Source organism: Mesorhizobium sp. M0771, from assembly GCF_040320155.1.
Classification (GTDB): domain Bacteria; phylum Pseudomonadota; class Alphaproteobacteria; order Rhizobiales; family Rhizobiaceae; genus Mesorhizobium.
In genome coordinates, this window is sequence record NZ_JAMYPC010000009.1 from 180,301 (window position 1) to 195,704 (window position 15,404).

A 15,404-nucleotide genomic window follows, 5' to 3' on the forward strand; every position below is an offset into this window, starting at 1 on the left:
TCATCCCTCGCCGCCGCGCCGGGACCACAAGCCCCGGCCGGGGTCATAGCCGATGACCGCCGCGAGGAAGAAGGCGATGAGGCAGCCAAGGACCACAACCGCCGCGACAGGATCGAACCGCAGATAGAGCGCGAAGCGTATCAGCTCGACCGCCGAGCTGAACGGGTTCCAGGCGGCGATTGTTGCCAGCACCGGTCCCGCCTCGGCAAGCCGCCACAGCGGATAGAGCGCCGTCGAGGCAAAGAACACCGGAAAGATGACGAAATTCATGACACCGGCAAAGTTCTCCATCTGTGTCGAAACCGAGGAGACAAGCAGTCCGAACGCGCCAAGCATGAGGCCCGCCAGCACGAGCGCCGGAAATACCGCGACGTAGCCGAGAACGGGCGGCCGCACATCCCAGAAACGCGCGATCAACAGAAACAAGTAGACCAGCGGCACGCCAACGATCACGCTGGCCAGCAGGCGCGCCGCAAGCAGGTACCAGCGCGGCAATGGTGCGGTCAGCAACAGGCGCATGCTGCCCATCTCGCGATCGTAGACCATGGCCAGCGAACTCGCCATGGCATGGAAGAGCAGCATCATGGCCGCTAGCCCAGGCACCACATATACGTCATAGAGAACATAGGTCTGGTAGGGTGGCGTTATCGACAGACCGAGAACGGAGCGGAAGCCAGCGGCAAAGATTGCCAGCCAGACCAGCGGCCGCACCATCGCCGAGAGCAGCCGGCCGCGTTGCCGCAACGTCCGCAGCATCTCCCTGCGCAGGATGCCGTTGAGCGCGCGCACTGCGTGAGACGTTTTCATTCGGACTCCGTCAGCGACGCGAAGGCCTCGCCCGTGCTCGCCACACCGAGATCGGCAGCCAGCCGATCGGCGCGGCCGGCCCACCGGATTGTGCCTCGATGCAGCACCACCACATCGTCATCCGCCGTTAGTTCCTCCAGAAAATGTGTTGCCCACAGGACGGCAATGCCGCGCTGGCGGCAAAGCTCCCGCACGTGCCGCTCGAGCGCGTGGCGGCCCGGCACGTCGAGCCCGGTGGTCGGCTCGTCCAGCAGCAAAAGGCGTGGGCTATGCATCAGAGCGCGTGCTATCTCGACACGGCGACGCTGCCCCCCGGAAAGCGCTCGGGCAGGATCGTCGATCCTGTCCAGCACGTCCAGCCGGCCGAGTTCGTGGATGGAGCGCTCCTTGCTCAAGGCCTGGCTAAGCCCATGCAAGGCCGCGTGGTAACGCAGGTTCTCGCCGGCCGTCAGATCGAGATCGAGGGTCGGCAACTGGAAGACGACGCCCATCTGCGCCAACGCGGCGGACGGGTTGACATCCATCGCCTGGTCGAAGACATGCACCGAGCCGGAGCGGGCGTGATAAAGACCGGTGATCAGCGAGAACAACGTCGTCTTGCCGGCGCCGTTGCGGCCTAGCAAGATGCACATCCTGCCTTGGGCCACAGAGAAAGAGACGCCGTCGAGAACCCGCCGGTTTCCGAAACTATGGCCCAGATTCTCGACCGACAAGGCGTTCATGGCCCGATCACGACGCCCCACGGCCCCCGCCCTACCGGCAGCGATTTCACCACCTCCTGGTTTTCCAGATCGATAAACGAAATATCGCCGGAATTCCCGTTTGCGCTGACCAGGCGCTTCTGGTCGCCGGAGAGCGCAACGTGCCAGGGTCGTTGACCAACAAGGTAGAGCCGACGGACCGCCAGCGTTTTCACATCGACTTCCGCAATCCTGTTGGCGGGGCCGAGCGCCACATAGACGGTCGTGCCATCGCGGGACGTCGCCATGCCGACCGCCTGCACGCCCTCGCGTCGTATACCCGGCACCTCGAACTCGACTTTGCCGGTCTGCGCGCGCGTTGCCGTGTCGAAGACGGTGACAGTGCCCCGGATCTCCGAGGACACCCAGAATTGCTTCCCGTCCGGCGAGAATAAAGCCGCGCGCGGCCTGGTATCGACCAGCAGATTGTCGACGAGTTCAAGCGTGCCTGCGTCGATCAGATGCACCATGCTGGTGGTCTCCGAAGTGCAGGCGACATAGCGGCCGTCGGCGCTGGCCGCCATTCCTTCCGGTTCGACGCCGACATCCACGGTGCCGATGACCTTGGCCGCGGCGATGTCCACCACCGACACCAGATTGTCATTCTCGTTGGCGACGAACAGCCGCTTGCCATCGGGATGGACTGCGAAGAATTCCGGATCGGCTCCCGAAGGCAATTCCCCGACGACCCGCCGCTTCGCGACGTCGACCACGTCGATGCGGTTGTCGTCGCCTTCCGCGACGAACAGCATCTTGTTGTCGATCGACAGCGCCAGCCCGCGCGGACGGCGGCCGACATCGATCGTCGCCAGCAAAGTCATTGTCACGCCGTCGACGACCGCGACGGTATTGTCCTGCTCATTGGAAACGTAGATGGTCTCGGCGGCGGCGGGAGCAGCAAGAGCGAACGCCGCCAACAACAGCGTCATCAGAACTTGCATGTGCTCTCCTCCAGGTCGATGCCCAGCGTGTCGAGCGGCGTGCGCTGATGCAGGAAGCCCGGTTGCGGTGAGCTGGAAATCAAGAGGCGAGGCCCGGCGATCAAAATGGGCTGGCGCATCTGTCCGTCCCAAGGACGGAAACTAAGCCCCTGCCCCTTGAAGCCAGCGAGAAGAAACGCGTCGCCGCGTATATATCTGCCGATTGCCGCGGGATCGAGACTGTGCAGGCGCGTCGCCGCTTCGCCGATACTGCGCACAGCGAGCCAGGCCGCGTAGTCGCTGGGCAACATCCAGCGCCCTGCCTGCCTGTGGAAACGGTCCTGCAGTTGCGTGGCGCCCCATTCCTCGCTGACAGCGCTCCAGCCTGTGGTGACCAGCCCTTGCGTGCCGGCGACGATTCTCGGCAGCGCAGTGCGGCCCTCCAGATAGGCGCCGAATTCATCCGCCTCGTCGGCGACCACGAGCACATCATAGTCGCTGACCTGCGTGACCGCGGGTATTTCGGTCTGCAGCGTGACATGCCCTGTATCGGCACGTCCGTTGGCGGGCCTGAATGTCCACGGCTGGTCGATCGTGATCTCGGCTCCGAAGCGAGCCGCCGCCCGTCGAAAGGCCGCCGCCATCGCCTGATCCTGCGAATGCGGCCCCACAAGCAGGAACCAACGCTGCCAGCGCTTCCAGGCGAGATACTGCGCCAGCCCGTCGGCGAGCATGGCGCGGCTCGGGATCGTGTGCAGCACGTTCCGACGGCAGTCCTGTTGGCGAAGCACGTCGTCCGGCGCCCGGCTGTTGAGCAACGTCATCTGCTCGGCACCGGGCGCGGCACTGGCCTGTAGAAGCTGACTGGCGTCGAGATCGGCGACGACAAAGGCGATGCCGGCATCGGCGAATTGTCTTACCGCGTCGTCCGGCGTTTCGGTTGGTTTCAATATTCTTTCCTCCAGCCGAAATTTCTGCCCAAGAAACCGGCCGGTGCTTTCGTCGTCGGCAATGCCGAGCCGTGCGCCTTGCAGGCCGTCGTCGGTGACGGTTTCATCAAGGGGTCCAAGGGGCAGAGCCGGTTTGCGCTCCTGGCCGATATACCCGATCACCATCGTCTGTTGCTCGGTGGCGCCAGGGCCGGTGATCAGCAAAAGAAAGAGAAGGCCCAGCATCAGTCTCATTGTGTCGCCCCCAGCCCAAAGCGCGACGATCCCGCTTCATCGCCACGTGAGATTGCGACATCGCGCACGATGCGCGCCGGCGATCCCTCCAGAACAATGACCCGATCACCCAGAGACGAGGCATATGCGAGATCGTGCGTAACCAGCAGCGTGGTAGTCCGCCGACTGGCGAAACAATCCTGCAGCAGGCGGCGCATGGCTTGCGCCGTCGCCTCGTCGAGAGAAGCGAATGGCTCGTCGAGGAGCAGGAGCGCAGGCTCCACGGCGAGCGCCCGGGCAAGCGCTACGCGCCGCGCCATGCCGCCCGAGAGTCGCTGCGGATAGCTCTTCTCATTGCCTTTCAGGCCGACAGCGGCAAGCCACCGGGCCGCATCGGGCGCGCGATCCGGGATGGCCATCTCTACATTGCGCAAGGCGGTGAGCCAGGGCAGCAGCCTCGGTGTCTGGAACAGCATGCCTATCGGAAGCGGTCGTCCGCTCACGCTGCCGCGAAATTCGCGGTCGACGCCCGAAACGATCGACAGCAGCGTCGACTTGCCGACACCGGAAGGGCCGGTCAGGACGCAGACCTGTCCGTCGGCTATATCAAGCGACAGCGCGCGAAAGATCGTCCGGCGCTGTCCGTCGTCACCGGGGAAAGTCTTGTCCTCGATCCTGATCCTCAGCATCAGCGTCGCCAGGCGAACAGACGACGTTCCAACGGCACAAGCAGTCCATACTCTATGGCAAGCATCACAACGCCGAAGCTGATCGCATAGGCAAGGATGTGGGTGACGTCGAAGTTCTGAAAATAGACCTGTAGCTGGAACCCGACGCCGTTGGAGCGGCCGAGCAGTTCTGCGAGCAACACGATCTTCCACGTTAGTGCCAGCCCGCTGCGAAGGGTGACGAGAAAGAACGGCGCCAATTGCGGCAGCACGACATGCTGCAGCTTTGCAGCACGCCCGAAGCGATAGAGCTCAGCCATTTCGGCAAAGTCCTTGTCCAGCCGGCTGGCGCCTTCACGAATAGTCACCACGACATTGGGGATCTTGTTGAGCGCGACCGCAAGGACAAGCGCGGTCTCGGCAAGACCAAGCCAGATATAAATTAGAATGACCGTGATCAGCGCCGGCATGTTGAGGAGTAACACGATCCAAGGCCTCATCCATATGTCGGCTCTGTGCGAGCGGCCTGCCGCGTAGCCAAGGGCCGCGCCGATGACTATTGCCGACCCGAGGCTTGCCACGACGCGCGCAAGCGAGATGCCCAAATGGTATGGCAGCTCGCCCCGAACCGCTTCGTGCAGGAGAACCGAAACAACCTGGACCGGACCAGGAAACAGCCGATCGGCGGCGATCGATGATGCAATCTGCCAGACGAGCACCATGGTCAGCAATGCCGCAGTGGATTGCGAACGCTGCATTGTGATGGGGAACGCTGGGACATCGGTCATTGGCGCGAGCTCAAGCCGGTATGGCCCGGAAGACACCAGGATCGAGGCTCGTCGCCTTGCCGACCAGATCCTCGCCGCCCAATTCGGCCAGGATGGCAAACAACCGGGCCGCGCCATCACGTTCGTCTTTGCCGAACCGACGAGGGATTCCGGCTCGATAGGCGGCGCGTAACGCCGCCTGTAGGTGAGGATCGTCCGTGCCCAATTGGGGCGCGAGCACCCGCCATTCGTCGTCCGAAGACTCGAGCAGCGACTTCGCTGCCGCGGTCGCGCTCGTGAATCGCGCGAGGGCTATCGGGTTGGCCCGCGCCCAGCTTTCATGGAAGACGTAGCCGAGCATCGGCAAGTCCACGGATACGCCAAGCCCCTGCAGGATTTGCGCGACACTGAGCAGAGGCCTTGCCCCCTCTGACTCGAGACGGGCGGCGAAATTCCAGAACGTCAGCAGTGCATCCAGTCGCCCCGCCAGAAATTCCTGCTCCAACAAAGGCGGCGCGCCGAACACTGGATCCACCTCTTCAGCAAGATCGCGCTTCACCTGACGGAGGCCGAGCGCGCGCAACAGGATCCAGCTTTTGTCCAGCGGACCACCTGCGATCCCCAGCCTTTTGCCCTTGAGGTCCGCAAGAGTTCGAATGGGCGAGCCTTGCGGCAGTTCCAGCGCGCCGACGGCACGAGAATAGGGATAGAAGACCAGATCAGCGCCTTCGCTGCGCTGGCGCATGACCCAAACCCAATCCGAAACGATGACGTCGACGCTGCCCGCCAGCAATGCGGTCTTACCGGCTTCGGTGCCGGCAAGCCGCTGAGCCTCGATTGATACGCCGTGCATGGTGTCCAACGCATGTCGCCGCATGACGTCAACTTCCCACGCGGCGGTGCCAAATCCCAGCACGCCAAATCGCACGAGCGGCGATGGCTGTGGCGCGGCTTCTGCGGAAGCACCCAATAGCCAGCAACAAATACCCGCAAGAGCGGCCCGCCGCGAGATGTGACCCTGATCATGCCGGGTCAGCCATTCGCCTGGAAGGGTAGCAGTCAGCACGGGCGCACCGGGTGTGAAGGAACTTTCCTAACGCCGTGGCGGCAGGAATGTTCCCGATGGTGCATGGAACCAACGGGAAAGCACCTAAGGTCCGTTTTCGGCTCGTATGGCAGTCCGGGGGCTTGTTCAGGCGAACAGAAGAAGGTGTCAGGGGCTACGGTCCGCTCTTGGCATCATCGACCTCCAACGCGTCCATTACAGGTGCCGGATCGCTCTTTTCGGAGCTCGGGCTCTGCACCCCGGACCCGGCGTTCTCGATCGCTTGCACGATAGCATCTTCGATGTTTCCGAGTTCGTCCTCCCTTACTTCACGCCCATAACCAGCCACCTCGGCATCTTGCTCGAATTGCTGAGCGAGCACCGCGACGCTGACTTCCTCTCGACCAGGAAGTGTGCCGACATTCTCCTGTAGCCAGTTTTGAAAAAACTCTCTGGTCGCGCTCATCTCAGACCACCCTTTCGCCAAACTAAGCGCGACGATGAGCCGAAGTTCCATGATGCGTTCACTTTCCCAGTGGCGCTGTACTCACAGCGTTGGGAGCCACGAGGTTTTTGCAGGCTTGATGAGGCAGTGGCCTTTCTCTTCACGACTCGATTGGAGTTCACTCTTATCGCGCAGTGTGCATCCTGATTGCGTCCATTTCGACCCTGTGGAACAAGCTTGTTGAGTTGAAGTTAGGCCCTATGCCAAGCTTTTCGGGCGAACCAAGTTTTTCGGGCGAACAAGTTTTTGACGTTGCCATCGTCGGCGGCGGCCCCGCGGGGCTCGCTGCAGCCATGTATTTAGCCAGGTTTCTGCGTTCGGTGATCTCGCTCGACGCGGGGCATGCGCGTGCCAAGCTCATCCCAAAATCCCGCAACTGTCCCGGCTTCCCCGACGGCATCAGCGGGGAAGAACTGCTCGGCCGCCTACGAGCCCAGGCACAGCTATACGGCGCGAGCCTTGTCCATGGTTGCGTAGGCCACGCCGAAAAACGCGAGGGGTTTTTTGTTCTGACGACCACCTGCGGGATTGTCCAAGCAAGGCGCGTGATTCTGGCAACGGGCATTGTGGACAAGGCACCTCCCATTGAAAGACTGGAGGAGGCGATCGCAACCGGCATTGTCAGACTGTGCCCGGTTTGCGATGCATATGAGGCCCGGGGTAGCCGCATCGGCGTTGTTGGTCCGGAGCATCTCGCCGTCAGGGAGGCTCTGTTCCTGAAGGGATATGGCAGTCAGGTCGCCTTGCTCGCCAATAACCAGGATGATGTTTCCGAAGCTGCCCGCGGCGCCGCCTTGGCAGGCGGAGTTGAAATCTGGGACGCTGTCGATGACCTGATCCCTCGACGAACCGGGTTCGATGTCGTCATGGCCGAGGGCGCCCCGATGCGCAACATCGATGTGGTGTACCCTTCGATGGGCAGCGACGTACGCTCCGAACTCGCGGTTGCTCTGGGGGCTAACTGTGACGCAGAAGGCTATGTCCTGGTCAACCGACACCTTGAGACTTCAACGCCAGGACTCTATGCCATTGGCGACGTGGCCGAGGGGCTCAATCAAATTGCTGTTGCGTTCGGAGACGCCGCCAAGGCTGCAACTCACATTCATAACGACCTCCGCGATTGCGCCGAGCCGGCGACGAACTTCCGGCGAAGTTGACCTGCAGATGCGAACGCACCGTACCGGCTCACCTTTGGCTGCGTTGATGCCCGGAACCTGTTCCACCCGGCGTGAGACTACCGGCTTCGGCTTTGCTAGAGTTGTCCCAGGCGCAGCCGCTGGGTTGATGGACGGGCACGCGCTGGCGAACGGCTGGAGGAAGGAATGAAAATTCTCGTCACCGGCGCGTCAGGTCTGATTGGAGCCGCGCTTTGCGCGCGCCTGGCCGGCGAGAGTCATGAAGTGGTTCGCGTGCTTCACCACCCAGACACTGGCGTCCACCCGCAGATCCAAACCGTTTCCCTGGATATGGCGCGGGCCTTGCGACCTCAGGACTGGATCCCCTATCTCGCCGGTGTGGACGCCGTCGTAAACTGTGCCGGCGTCCTGCAGGATAGTGCCCGGGAAAACACCCGGCATGTCCATTCTACCGGCGCCTCAGCTCTCTTCACCGCGTGTGAGCAAGAAGGTGTGAACAAGGTGATTCACTTTTCTGCCATCGGGGTCGATCGCCAGCAGCCGTCCGCCTTTTCCGCCAGCAAGCTTGCTGGCGATGAAGCACTGATGGCACGTAGCCTTGACTGGGTCATCCTGCGCCCCTCCGTAGTGCTGGGAAGGCCGGCCTTCGGCGCAAGTGCACTGTTTCGCGGCCTCGCGGCTTTGCCGCTCTTGCCGTTGATGCCCGGCACGGGCCGTCTCCAAGTCGTCCAACTCGATGACGTCATCTCCACCGTCCTGTTCTTCCTCAAACCCGGCAGCCCATCGCACCTCACGCTGGACCTGGCTGGGCCCGAGGCACTTTCGATGAGCGAGGTCGTGGGTCGCTATCGCCGCTGGTTCGGATGGAGCAGTGCTCGGGAGTTCATCTTGCCGAATTGGGCCGCAGCCATCTTGTACAGGTTCGGGGATGCCGCGGCTCAGCTGGGCTGGCGCCCGCCGATGCGCAGCAATGCAGCAAAAGAGATTGCCCGTGGCGCTGTCGGCGATCCCCAACCCTGGATGACGGCGACCGGCATTCAACCATCAAGTCTTACATCTGCACTGCGTTTAAATCCTGCGACGGTGCAGGAGCGATGGTTCGCCGGTCTTTACTTCGTCAAGCCGGCGCTCTTTGTCATCTTGCCGCTCTTCTGGATCATGACGGGCATCATTTCCCTCACTGCCGGCTGGCGCAGCGGAGTTGATTTGCTGATTGGCACTGCTGCCGGCCCTTTGGCCGAACCGGCGGTAGTCGCCGGCGCGCTGGCTGACATCGCCGTCGGGGCGCTTATCGCCTGGCGCCCAACCAGCCGGCTTGGTCTTTTCGGCGCAATCGCGGTATCGCTTTTCTATGCGATCGCTGGGAGCATTCTGCGGCCGGATCTTTGGCTTGAGCCACTCGGGCCGTTGATCAAAATCCTCCCGATCCTCGTTCTGCATTTTGCAGCGCTGGCCATTCTGGAGGAACGCTGATGATGTACTTCGTGCTTAAATACCTGCACGTGATCGGCGCTGCTGTGCTGCTCGGAACTGGTGCCGGCATTGCTTTTTTCATGCTTTTGGCACACCGGACCGGGAATGCCGCGACGATCGCAGCTGTCGCCCGAATTGTCGTGCTGGCTGATTTCCTGTTCACGGCTACGGCCGTTGTCGCACAACCTCTGACCGGACTGGGCCTCGCTAAGGTTGCGGGGTATTCGCTGTCCGAAGGATGGATCGTTCTCTCGATCCTGCTCTACATCTTAACGGGCCTGTTCTGGCTGCCTGTCGTGTGGATGCAGATCGAGATGCGAAATCTAGCCACACAGGCCGCACTCTCCAACCAACCTCCTCCCGAGCGCTACCATCAGCTGTTCAGACGCTGGTTTGTCTTCGGCTTCCCAGCTTTCGGCGCCGTCCTCGCCATTTTCTGGCTGATGATTGCGCGCCCGGCAATCGAGTGGTCATCGTTGTAGCTGCGATCGGCAAGCACTGCGCCGTGAATTCATCCGTCGCGCCTAGCTGGCTCCTGCCGGCGCGATGCACTGCGGTCGGGAACCACGGTCACTGCCGCGAGTTCTTTCGCATGGCCAATCATCCCGTCACCGGCGTGCTTACCTCAATCGGCACATTAACCTCCCGCCCCGCGGCATTCCTGATCCTCTTGGTCTACGCAATCCTTTGGATGATCTTCGAGCGACAGACCCTGGACTGGCATGGAGCGGCTACCTTGTTTACGTGGGCCATGACGCTGTTCATCCAGCGTGCCGAGCACCGCGACACTCAGGCCATTCACGCCAAACTGGATGAGATCCTGCGATCAGACCACAATGCCTCGAACATCACGCGGATCGACGATGAAGAGCCCGAGGAAATCGAAAAACACCGCCACCGCAGGCAGCAGGACGACTGATGAGCGGCGTTTTGGTTTCACGGCAGGACGAGTAGCGGGTTTCCAGCTTTTGACGCCTATCCAGCCCCGCCGCCTCCTGCGCTCAGGGCCAAGGCCTTCGATCCTTGCTGCGGCTGTGGTTCAGCGACGGAAGGATCGGAGCCCCTATTGTTCCACCGCATCCAGAAAAATTTGCCCGAGAACCAGGTCGGGCAAATCGGCCGGCTCGAAGTGCGTCATTCGCCCTTCTGGTTGCGCTCGACGAACTTGTTGAAACGGCTGGTTTGTCCGTCACCAGTCTTGGACTGGTAAAGAAAGGCCAGATCGTTCTCGTCGAATATGCGGAAGAACTCATCCCATTCGACCGGCTCGAATGCTTCCTCGGGTTTGCCGAAGTCGATCCGCAGGATGCCGCCCGCGCCTTTGGTGCGAACCACTGCCGGCCGTCCATCCCGCTCCTCCGCCCATTTGCGGATTTCGTCGTGATTGGTGGTCGTTTGCGACTGGGACATTGAAATCTCCTTTGATCATCGGCGTTGCCAACATCGGGCATCGTCGGGGCTGCCGGCGTCCTAACAGCACAAGGGCGGCAATGTTCCGGCACGGCGCGGCGAGCGCGATGTGGCTGCTTCCGAACGAAGCCGGCCAAAGGAACTTTGTTGAAGCCAAGGGAACAAACCTTTTGCCGAAAAGTTCGGGTCGCCAAGATTACCTGTCTGAGGAGTGGTCGTGAAACGGATATTGGTTACAGGGGGCTGCGGCTTCATCGGCCGGCATGTCGCCCAGGAACTCATCGAGCAGGATTATTCGGTTCGCATTTTGGATGTGCTGCTGGAGCAGGTGCACGCAGGCGAAACAGTCGCCCTTCCCGCCGGGGCCGAGCTGATCAAGGGCGACATTCGGGACCGGGAGGCGGTCGCCAAGGCGCTGGAAGGCGTTGACGCGGTCATTCATCTAGCCGCGGAAGTCGGCGTCGGACAGTCGATGTACGAGATCGCGCGCTATGTCGGCACCAACGATCTCGGCACCGCGACGCTGCTTGAGGCGCTGATCAAACACCCGGTCGAGCGCATTGTCGTCGCCTCATCGATGAGTGTCTATGGCGAGGGCCTCTATGCTACATCGGACGGCCGGCGCATCGACAATGCCCGGCGCAAGGCGAGCGACATCAAAAACGGACAGTGGAATCCGCTGTCGCCGGAAGGCGAACCCCTCTCCCCCCTGCCGACGGACGAGGAAAAGCCGGTCGATCTCGCCTCTATCTATGCACTGACGAAATACGCCCAGGAACGCGCCGTGCTGATCTTCGGCGAAGCCTATGGCATCGATGCGGTCGCGCTGCGCCTGTTCAACGTCTTCGGCGCCGGCCAGGCGTTATCGAACCCCTATACCGGCGTGTTGGCCAATTTTGCTTCGCGTCTCGCCAACGGCCAACGTCCAATGATCTTCGAGGATGGCGAACAGAAACGCGATTTCGTCCATGTGGATGACGTCGCCCGCGCCTTTCGTCTTGCGCTGCAGCAACGCCAGGCAAGGGGTCACGTCATCAACATCGGCAGCGGCCGAGCCTATGCTATCAGCGACGTCGCGCGGGTACTTGCCGAGGCCATGGGAACGCCGGACCGCTCGCCAGAGTTGCTCGGCAAGGCGCGCTCCGGGGATATCCGCAACTGCTTCGCCGATATTTCCAAGGCCCGTGAGCTGCTCGGTTTCGAGCCGAGGCAACAACTGGAGAATTCGCTCGCCGATTTCGTTTCCTGGGTGCGCAACTCGTCCGCCATCGACCGCGGCGCCGACATGAAACGCGAGCTTGAAGAACGTGGGCTGGTGTCATGAATACGCGCAATCGACGCGACGCGCCCGTCGCCATTGTCGGCGGCAGCGGCTTCATAGGATCGAACCTGGCCGACAGCCTGTTGTCGGATGGCGAGCCGGTGCTGGTGATCGACAATCTCAGCCGCCCCGGCGTCGAACAGAACCTTGAATGGCTGGCGCAGAAACACGGAAGCCGCCTCATGGTCGAAACGATTGACGTGCGCGACGCCAACGCGCTTGCGCCCGTTCTGAAGAGTTCCAAGGCGATCTTCCACCTGGCCGCGCAAACCGCCGTCACAACGAGCCTGGTCCAACCGGACGAGGATTTCGACATCAACCTTCGAGGAACGTTCAATGTCCTCGAGGCGGCGCGGCTGAGCAGTGAGTTTGTTCCGGTGGTCTTCGCCAGCACCAACAAGGTCTATGGCAGCCTGCCCGACGTCGCGGTGCGCGAGGACGGCGATCGTTACCTGCCTTGCGACGGCATCATCCAAGCGAATGGCATCGACGAGACCCACGGCCTGGATTTCTGCACGCCCTATGGCTGCTCCAAAGGCGCGGCGGACCAATATGTGCTCGACTATGCCAAATCCTACGGCATGCCCACGGCGGTGCTGCGGATGAGCTGCATCTACGGGCCGCGCCAGTTCGGAACCGAGGATCAAGGCTGGGTCGCGCACTTCCTGCTGAGTGCGCTGACGGGACGTCCAATCACCATTTACGGCGACGGCAGACAAGTGCGCGATATACTGCATGTCTCCGATGCGGTCGCCGCCTACAGGGCCACGCTCGATCGTATCGAGACGACCAAAGGCCAGGCATTCAATCTTGGCGGCGGCCCCGATAATGCGATCAGCCTGCGCATGCTGTTGAGCGAGATCCGTAGCTTGACCGGCCATGAGCTTTCGATCCGCCATGATGACGAACGCACCGGCGATCAGCCCTTCTTCGTCGCCGACACCCGCAAGATCAAAGCGATGCTTGGCTGGAAAGCTCGTGTTTCATGGCGCGAAGGCATTCGCGATCTCGCAGACTGGCTGCAACAACACCGGCTCCAGCCTCGCCCCGAAGTCGTGAGGTACGTCGCATGAAAATCGCCCTGGTAAACCCGTTCTGGACCTATGACGACAGCATCTATTTCGGCTGCCGCCAACCACATCTCCCGCTGGAACTCGGCTATTCGAAATCCCTCCTCGAAACAGCCGGCCATGAGGTGTTGATGCTGGATGGGCAATTGCAGAAGCTCGACAACTCGGACCTCTCCGAGCGTGTGGCTGATTTCGCGCCTGCAATGACGGTCGTCAGTACCGCCCCGACTTATCTGTTCTGGCGCTGCGCACCACCCGAGTTGCGCGTGCCGGCCGATTTCCTCAACCGTCTCGCCGGGCGCGGTGGACGCACAGTCGCGGTCGGGCCGCATGGCTCGGCTACGCCCGCGCCAACCTTGCGCAAGCTTGGCGTCGACATTGTTGTGCGCGGCGAATGCGAGGAAATCGTCGCGGAACTTGCCCGGCGCGACGACTGGAGCGCGGTCCCCTCGACCGCTTACCTGCGCGACGCCAAGGTGGTTTTGAACGGCGGCGTCCACGCCAGCTCGTTTGTCGATCATCCGCCACTCCAATGGCCATCAGACTGGATCGCAGCCCATTCGCATCACCATCACAGGTTCGATGACAAGCAGGTTGGGTTCGGCGCGGAGGTCGAAGCATCGCGCGGCTGCCCCTACAATTGCAGCTTCTGCGCCAAGATCGATTTCCGCGATGCCTATCGCCGCCGAAACCACGAGGCTGTCATAGCGGAAATCGATGGGCTGATTGCCCAGGGGGTCGGCTACATTTATTTCATCGATGAAATCTTCCTGCCGCAAAAAGCGCTGCTGGAAGCGTTGATCCATCGCGACGTGAAGTTCGGTGTGCAGACCCGCATCGACCTTTGGAAGCCCGAGCTGCTGGAACTGCTCGGTGCGGCTGGCTGTGTCTCCATCGAGGCCGGCCTCGAAAGCCTGACCGTGGAAGGTCGTGCGATGCTCGCGAAGCGCTGCCGGCTGGGTACCGAGGAACTCGCCGCGCTGCTCGTCAATGCCAGGCGTCACGTTCCATTCGTACAGGCCAATCTGATCGGCGTCGTCGAGGATGACCCTGCCCTCGTCGATTACTGGCGAACGCACCTCATCGACAACGGCGTGTGGGCCAATGAACCCGTACCGCTTTATCCATATCCGAGTTCGCCAAGCTATCGCGAGCTTTGGGGCGAACCCGACGACCTCGCCTGGGAGCGCGCCCATGATCACTATCTCGCATCATTCCAGAAGTTCAGCGATATCCAGGAAAGGCGCCCGCGTCCGCTGGCGGAACTGGAGGCGACATGTTGCGGACACTGACGCCGCGATCGCGGCGCATCCTGATGACGGTCGATGCCGTGGGCGGCGTGTGGCGCTATGCGCTCGACCTGGCCAGGGAACTTGTCAACGGCGGCGATAGCGTAGTGCTTGCCGGTCTCGGTCCGCCACCGTCCAGGCAGCAGGCCGACGAGGCGGAGGCTTTCGCGAAGCTGATCTGGCTGAACACGCCGCCGGATTGGATGACCCGCAACGGCGGTGATCTCGACGCGCTGCCGCGAGAGTTGCATGCGCCCATGCGCGACCACGCCATCGACCTTGTCCATTTCAACGCGCCTTCGCAGGCGGCGGGATTCGACGCGCCATGCCCGGTCGTGGTGGTCTCCCATTCCTGCGTGACGACTTGGTTCCATGCGGTCAGAGGACAGGCGGCGGATGGCGCATGGGCCTGGCAGAAGGAGCGCAACAGACGCGGCATGGATCGGGCCGACGCGGTCATCGCGCCGAGCCGCAGCCATGCCGACATGCTAGAGACCTGCTACGGCCCGATCGCGCGCTTGAGTGTGGTCAGAAATGGTGCCCGTCCTCTGCCGAAGGCCGAAAAGCATCAACCGCTCGTCTTCGCCGCTGCCCGCTGGTGGGACGAGGGCAAAAATGCGGCGGTGGTCGATCAGGCGGCGTCCCTGACGCGATGGCCTCTGTTTGCCGCCGGGTCGACGAACGGTCCAAACGGCGAGCATGTCAGCTTCAGCCATGCTGTTCCTCTGGGAGCAGTGCCGTCCGATGAGGTGCGTTCGTTGATGGCTCGCGCGGGTATTTTCGTATCGCCATCGCTCTACGAGCCATTCGGCCTGGCCGCGCTGGAAGCCGCCATGTCGGCTACGCCCCTGGTGCTTTCCGATATCGCCACCTATCGCGAACTATGGGACGGGGCCGCGATATTCTTTGACGCGCGCGATCCGCACGATCTCGCTGCCTGCCTCAACCGTCTCTCCAGCGATGCCGAGCTCCGGCGAGAGCTTGGCCAGGCAGCCATCCGACGCAGCCGCAGGTTTAGGCTGACAAAGCAGACAGCGGCTATGCGCGGCGTCTACGACAAAGCGGCCTTAGCGATGGCGGAGCGCTGATC

Annotated in this window: 17 protein-coding genes; 8 read left to right on the forward strand and 9 right to left on the reverse strand. The window is 62.1% G+C overall.

Annotated features, from left to right (window positions below; genetic code table 11):
• The 8 genes from NKI05_RS16365 to NKI05_RS16400 all read right to left on the reverse strand — a co-directional run bounded on the left by NKI05_RS16365 (position 1) and on the right by NKI05_RS16400 (position 6,627).
• Positions 1-807: a lanthanide ABC transporter permease protein PedC gene (locus NKI05_RS16365; protein ID WP_023713344.1), complete on the reverse strand. Its 807-nt coding sequence runs from the start codon at positions 805-807 to the stop codon at positions 1-3.
• Positions 804-1,529 carry a lanthanide ABC transporter ATP-binding protein PedB/LutE gene (locus NKI05_RS16370; protein WP_023815903.1) on the reverse strand — a complete coding sequence of 242 codons (726 nt, stop codon included), beginning with the start codon at positions 1,527-1,529 and terminating at the stop codon, positions 804-806. The genes NKI05_RS16365 and NKI05_RS16370 overlap by 4 nt, the downstream gene beginning before the upstream one ends.
• Positions 1,526-2,488, reverse strand: a complete 963-nt coding sequence (locus NKI05_RS16375; protein ID WP_023739565.1) for a PQQ-dependent catabolism-associated beta-propeller protein — start codon at positions 2,486-2,488, stop codon at positions 1,526-1,528. The genes NKI05_RS16370 and NKI05_RS16375 overlap by 4 nt, the downstream gene beginning before the upstream one ends.
• The gene (locus NKI05_RS16380) at positions 2,476-3,651 is read right to left on the reverse strand and encodes a lanthanide ABC transporter ABC transporter substrate-binding protein PedA1 (protein WP_023815904.1); all 1,176 of its coding nucleotides are present in this window, start codon (positions 3,649-3,651) and stop codon (positions 2,476-2,478) included. Before NKI05_RS16380 ends, NKI05_RS16375 begins: the two co-directional genes overlap by 13 nt.
• Positions 3,648-4,319, reverse strand: a complete 672-nt coding sequence (locus tag NKI05_RS16385) for an ABC transporter ATP-binding protein (protein ID WP_023699999.1) — start codon at positions 4,317-4,319, stop codon at positions 3,648-3,650. The genes NKI05_RS16380 and NKI05_RS16385 overlap by 4 nt, the downstream gene beginning before the upstream one ends.
• The gene (locus tag NKI05_RS16390; protein ID WP_245259917.1) at positions 4,319-5,020 is read right to left on the reverse strand and encodes an ABC transporter permease; all 702 of its coding nucleotides are present in this window, start codon (positions 5,018-5,020) and stop codon (positions 4,319-4,321) included. The genes NKI05_RS16385 and NKI05_RS16390 overlap by 1 nt, the downstream gene beginning before the upstream one ends.
• A gap of 76 nt (positions 5,021-5,096) precedes the next feature.
• Positions 5,097-6,131, reverse strand: coding sequence for an ABC transporter substrate-binding protein (locus NKI05_RS16395; RefSeq protein ID WP_031205624.1), 1,035 nt, complete (start codon positions 6,129-6,131; stop codon positions 5,097-5,099).
• A 154-nt stretch (positions 6,132-6,285) separates the two neighbouring features.
• A complete protein-coding gene (locus tag NKI05_RS16400) occupies positions 6,286-6,627 on the reverse strand; it encodes a DUF768 domain-containing protein (RefSeq protein ID WP_023667997.1) in 342 nt (113 codons plus the stop codon).
• Positions 6,628-6,815: 188 nt separating this feature from the next.
• On the opposite strand from NKI05_RS16400, the gene NKI05_RS16405 reads away from it, so the two are divergent.
• From NKI05_RS16405 to NKI05_RS16420, 4 genes are all read left to right on the forward strand, one after another.
• The gene (locus NKI05_RS16405; protein WP_031214590.1) at positions 6,816-7,772 is read left to right on the forward strand and encodes an NAD(P)/FAD-dependent oxidoreductase; all 957 of its coding nucleotides are present in this window, start codon (positions 6,816-6,818) and stop codon (positions 7,770-7,772) included.
• A 165-nt stretch (positions 7,773-7,937) separates the two neighbouring features.
• The gene (locus NKI05_RS16410; protein ID WP_352792667.1) at positions 7,938-9,224 is read left to right on the forward strand and encodes an SDR family oxidoreductase; all 1,287 of its coding nucleotides are present in this window, start codon (positions 7,938-7,940) and stop codon (positions 9,222-9,224) included.
• On the forward strand, positions 9,224-9,706 hold the full coding sequence (locus NKI05_RS16415; protein ID WP_023815908.1) for a DUF2269 family protein: 483 nt from the start codon (positions 9,224-9,226) through the stop codon (positions 9,704-9,706). Before NKI05_RS16410 ends, NKI05_RS16415 begins: the two co-directional genes overlap by 1 nt.
• Before the next feature lie 110 nt (positions 9,707-9,816).
• The gene (locus NKI05_RS16420; RefSeq protein WP_023681103.1) at positions 9,817-10,143 is read left to right on the forward strand and encodes a low affinity iron permease family protein; all 327 of its coding nucleotides are present in this window, start codon (positions 9,817-9,819) and stop codon (positions 10,141-10,143) included.
• 215 nt (positions 10,144-10,358) lie between these two features.
• Here NKI05_RS16420 and NKI05_RS16425 read toward each other — a convergent pair whose 3' ends face one another.
• The gene (locus tag NKI05_RS16425; protein WP_023667991.1) at positions 10,359-10,634 is read right to left on the reverse strand and encodes a hypothetical protein; all 276 of its coding nucleotides are present in this window, start codon (positions 10,632-10,634) and stop codon (positions 10,359-10,361) included.
• A 217-nt stretch (positions 10,635-10,851) separates the two neighbouring features.
• Between NKI05_RS16425 and NKI05_RS16430 the strand changes: the two genes are divergently transcribed.
• Genes NKI05_RS16430 through NKI05_RS16445 form a run of 4 tightly spaced genes read left to right on the forward strand, consistent with a single transcriptional unit; the run spans position 10,852 to position 15,402 of the window.
• The gene (locus tag NKI05_RS16430; protein WP_023681102.1) at positions 10,852-11,958 is read left to right on the forward strand and encodes an NAD-dependent epimerase/dehydratase family protein; all 1,107 of its coding nucleotides are present in this window, start codon (positions 10,852-10,854) and stop codon (positions 11,956-11,958) included.
• Positions 11,955-13,028: a GDP-mannose 4,6-dehydratase gene (locus NKI05_RS16435; protein ID WP_023696367.1), complete on the forward strand. Its 1,074-nt coding sequence runs from the start codon at positions 11,955-11,957 to the stop codon at positions 13,026-13,028. The genes NKI05_RS16430 and NKI05_RS16435 overlap by 4 nt, the downstream gene beginning before the upstream one ends.
• On the forward strand, positions 13,025-14,317 hold the full coding sequence (locus tag NKI05_RS16440) for a TIGR04295 family B12-binding domain-containing radical SAM protein (RefSeq protein WP_023725527.1): 1,293 nt from the start codon (positions 13,025-13,027) through the stop codon (positions 14,315-14,317). The genes NKI05_RS16435 and NKI05_RS16440 overlap by 4 nt, the downstream gene beginning before the upstream one ends.
• Positions 14,302-15,402 (forward strand): glycosyltransferase family 4 protein, encoded by a 1,101-nt coding sequence (locus NKI05_RS16445; RefSeq protein ID WP_023725528.1) that lies wholly within the window; start codon positions 14,302-14,304, stop codon positions 15,400-15,402. The genes NKI05_RS16440 and NKI05_RS16445 overlap by 16 nt, the downstream gene beginning before the upstream one ends.
• The last annotated feature ends 2 nt before the right edge of the window (positions 15,403-15,404 follow it).

What these genes read in the sequence shown, in the direction of transcription:
- NKI05_RS16445 (WP_023725528.1), top strand. Translation starts at nt 14,302, where the DNA reads ATGTTGCGGACACTGACGCCGCGATCGCGGCGCATCCTGATGACGGTC.
- NKI05_RS16390 (WP_245259917.1), bottom strand. Translation starts at nt 5,020, where the DNA reads ATGGTGCTCGTCTGGCAGATTGCATCATCGATCGCCGCCGATCGGCTG.
- NKI05_RS16420 (WP_023681103.1), top strand. Translation starts at nt 9,817, where the DNA reads ATGGCCAATCATCCCGTCACCGGCGTGCTTACCTCAATCGGCACATTA.
- NKI05_RS16415 (WP_023815908.1), top strand. Translation starts at nt 9,224, where the DNA reads ATGATGTACTTCGTGCTTAAATACCTGCACGTGATCGGCGCTGCTGTG.
- NKI05_RS16370 (WP_023815903.1), bottom strand. Translation starts at nt 1,529, where the DNA reads ATGAACGCCTTGTCGGTCGAGAATCTGGGCCATAGTTTCGGAAACCGG.
- NKI05_RS16435 (WP_023696367.1), top strand. Translation starts at nt 11,955, where the DNA reads ATGAATACGCGCAATCGACGCGACGCGCCCGTCGCCATTGTCGGCGGC.
- NKI05_RS16400 (WP_023667997.1), bottom strand. Translation starts at nt 6,627, where the DNA reads ATGGAACTTCGGCTCATCGTCGCGCTTAGTTTGGCGAAAGGGTGGTCT.
- NKI05_RS16385 (WP_023699999.1), bottom strand. Translation starts at nt 4,319, where the DNA reads ATGCTGAGGATCAGGATCGAGGACAAGACTTTCCCCGGTGACGACGGA.
- NKI05_RS16375 (WP_023739565.1), bottom strand. Translation starts at nt 2,488, where the DNA reads ATGCAAGTTCTGATGACGCTGTTGTTGGCGGCGTTCGCTCTTGCTGCT.
- NKI05_RS16365 (WP_023713344.1), bottom strand. Translation starts at nt 807, where the DNA reads ATGAAAACGTCTCACGCAGTGCGCGCGCTCAACGGCATCCTGCGCAGG.
- NKI05_RS16425 (WP_023667991.1), bottom strand. Translation starts at nt 10,634, where the DNA reads ATGTCCCAGTCGCAAACGACCACCAATCACGACGAAATCCGCAAATGG.
- NKI05_RS16380 (WP_023815904.1), bottom strand. Translation starts at nt 3,651, where the DNA reads ATGAGACTGATGCTGGGCCTTCTCTTTCTTTTGCTGATCACCGGCCCT.
- NKI05_RS16410 (WP_352792667.1), top strand. Translation starts at nt 7,938, where the DNA reads ATGAAAATTCTCGTCACCGGCGCGTCAGGTCTGATTGGAGCCGCGCTT.
- NKI05_RS16440 (WP_023725527.1), top strand. Translation starts at nt 13,025, where the DNA reads ATGAAAATCGCCCTGGTAAACCCGTTCTGGACCTATGACGACAGCATC.
- NKI05_RS16405 (WP_031214590.1), top strand. Translation starts at nt 6,816, where the DNA reads ATGCCAAGCTTTTCGGGCGAACCAAGTTTTTCGGGCGAACAAGTTTTT.